Origin of the sequence: Enterococcus sp. 2201sp1_2201st1_C11_2201SCRN_220225 (genome assembly GCF_040925905.1) — a bacterium.
Classification (GTDB): Bacteria; Bacillota; Bacilli; order Lactobacillales; family Enterococcaceae; genus Enterococcus_C; species Enterococcus_C asini_A.
In genome coordinates, this window is the sequence record NZ_JBCOJC010000073.1 from 1 (window position 1) to 2981 (window position 2981).

A 2981-nucleotide genomic window follows, 5' to 3' on the forward strand; every position below is an offset into this window, starting at 1 on the left:
GTGAGACGCAAGCAAAAGAAGGGTATCTTCCATTAAAAATCATTGGAAGATACCCTTCTTTTCATTGCTAAAAATCTCAAACGCTGACTAACCTGTGTTTCTCAAGCTAAGTCAGCGTAATTCACTTTTTCTCTTTACACTTATGGTAATTGTTCTCTCTTCGGACTAAGGCACAAAAATTGTCGCGCTTTTTTATCATCCGAATCTTTTTACCAATTAAACATAAATGTTCATTATTTATTATTTCCGCATTTGGGCCAATAACTCTCTAGCGGTTTGTTCATTCATATGAGCAGCTTTTTTTAATTGGCGGCTTAATTGTTGGATTTCCGCTCCTGTTGCACCGACTGACATCGCCAAAGAACGAGCTTGTAACCCCATATGGCCTTTTTGAATGCCATCAGAAACCAAAGCTTTTAAAGCCGCTAAGTTTTGGGCCAAACCACAGCTGGCAATCACTTGGGCTAGTTCTTCTGGTTCGGTTATCTTCAATAAAGCTAAAGCTGCTTGGGCTTTTGGTAAAACCCGGGTGCCTCCACCCACTGTTCCGATTGCTAAAGGAATGGTTATTTCCCCCACCAATTCTTCTCCAATAATCTGCCACTGACTCAAACCTCTGTATTGCCCTGTTAACCCAGCGTAAGCATGAATTCCAGCAGCTTGTGCTCTAGTGTCATTGCCGGTGGCTAACAAAATACCATCTACCCCATTCATAATCCCTTTATTATGCGTAGTAGCCCGATATGGATCTAATTGAGCATATTCAGAAGCTATGGCAATTTTTTCTGCGATTTCTTGTCCTTTAGTAGCGTGTAAACGACTAAAGGGAATCGAGCAGCGAGCTTTCACTAAAGACTCCGTAGTTAAATTGCTTAAAATAGCAAAGAGAATTTTTTCGGGACGTTGTTCTTTAATTTCTTTTGCTACGGCTTCCAAAATCGTATTGATAATATTAGCTCCCATAGCTGACTGCACATCCACAAGAAAATCACAGGAAATAAAGTCTCCACCGATTGCTCTGGCAGAAATTTCCCGCAATCCGCCTCCCCGCTTATAAATCGAAGGATGGGCTTTTTTTGCAATTTCAAAAAAGTGGCCTTCTTGACTTTGCAACCAATTCAGTAAATCTTGTTGGTTGGAGACATCGTAAAAGACGATTTGCCCTCGCATTAAGCGAGAAAGCACCGTACTGGTAAAGTTACCAGCCATTTTTGCTCCGTTGCTTAAAGCCGCAATCACGGAAGGTTCTTCCGTAGCTACCGGTACAAGATATTCTTTGTGGTTCACCGTGACGTGTTGGGCTACCCCTAAAGGAATTTCCACTTCACTAATCGCATTTTCAATCAAGTGACTGCTGATTTCCTGATTCAACGCCGTATTGGCCCATTCTTGACGATCTTTGGGGCTGATTTTTCCCTGATCCACTAATACATCCAAACGCTCTGTTTCAGTCAATTCATAAAAGCGTTTTTCTTCATTATTCTCAGGTCGTTCCAATAATATTGCCAAACCTAAACCACCACCGACACACAGAGAAGCAATACCATAGTGCTGGTTTAAATCTGTCATCTGATGACTTAATGTAGTCAATAATCTAGCTCCCGTTGCCCCTATGGCATGGCCTAGTGAAATCCCGCCACCGTAAATATTGACTTTCTCTTTTGGTAAACCTAGTTCTTGTTCCACTACTAAAGACGAGGCCGCAAAAGCTTCGTTAATTTCAAATAGATCGATGTCTGCTACTTGCAACTGGCTTTTTTTCAAAACTTGAGAAATGGCTTTAATCGGTGAAATTCCCATTACAGAAGGATCAATCCCTACTTCAGCGACTTCTTTGATAATCGCCAAATACGGCAAGTGATGCGCTTCGGCGTATTCTTTGGAAGCGATGATTAAAGCTGCCGCGCCATCGTTAATGGTGGAAGCATTTCCCGCTGTAACCGTTCCTCCTTCTTTAAAGGCGGTTCGCAAGTTGGCGAGTTTTTCTAACGTGGAATCAGGGCGAATCCCTTCATCTTCTGTGAGTAAACCTTCATTGGATTCAAGAGGTACGATTTCGTTTTTAAAGCGACCTTCTGCTTGGGCTTTAGCAGCCTTTTGTTGAGAAGCTAAGGCAAAAGCGTCTTGAGCTTTTCGACTCACTTGATACTCCTGGGCTACTTTTTCTGCAGTTAAGCCCATATGTTTTCCAGATTGCGCATCGGTTAGACCGTCGATAATCATACTGGCTAAAGGTGCTCCATAAGTCTTACTTTCAAAATCAAATTCGGCTAATCCGGGAGCTTTGGTCATGTTTTCAATCCCGCCAGCTAAAACTACCTCTGCTTCACCTAATAAGATTGCTTGTCGCGCCATCATGACGGCTTTCATGCCAGAGCCACAGACTTCGTTAATCGTCGCTGCTGTGACTTCATAGCCTAAACCGGCTTTTAAAGCAATCTGACGGGCTGGGTTTTGCCCATTTCCCGCTTGTAAAACATTGCCAAAAATTACTTGGCTGATATCTTTTTGTATCTCTGGGTATTTTTCTATTAAAGCCGTAGCCAAGTTCGTACCTAAGTCCACGGCGGTAAAATCTTTTAACATCCCTTTATATTTTCCAATGGGTGTTCGTAATCCGTCTATAATGACAACTTCTTTCAAATTTGCCACCTCCATCTTGCAATATACCATTATTGAATTGAAAAACATATAAGATTTTCTTTTTCATGAAGTGCTCTGAAAAATATTTAATAAACTTTAAAAATCAGCGCTCTCTCTGCCTTTCAAATCGAAAATCCCACGATTATCTTTTCAGATTATGCTAAGATAAGATGTATTAATTATAAAGAAGTATTCCAGATACTTGAAAGGAGCAAGTCATGCTTGCAGGAATAGATAAACTGAACTTTTTTGTGCCCCCTTATTATGTGGACATGACCGATTTAGCCTTAGCCCGCGATGTAGATCCCGGGAAATTTCACATTGGTATTGGCCAAGAC

At 41.4% G+C, this 2981-nt stretch carries 1 protein-coding gene and 1 pseudogene; one reads left to right on the forward strand and one right to left on the reverse strand.

The genetic code is table 11. The features are described from left to right. Positions 1 to 240 precede the first annotated feature (240 nt). Positions 241 to 2643, reverse strand: a complete 2403-nt coding sequence (locus AB5754_RS12575; protein WP_368252340.1) for a hydroxymethylglutaryl-CoA reductase, degradative — start codon at positions 2641 to 2643, stop codon at positions 241 to 243. Between the two features lie 218 nt (positions 2644 to 2861). Between AB5754_RS12575 and AB5754_RS12580 the strand changes: the two are divergent. Further along, a pseudogene (locus tag AB5754_RS12580) lies at positions 2862 to 2981 on the forward strand (hydroxymethylglutaryl-CoA synthase); the annotation flags it as partial.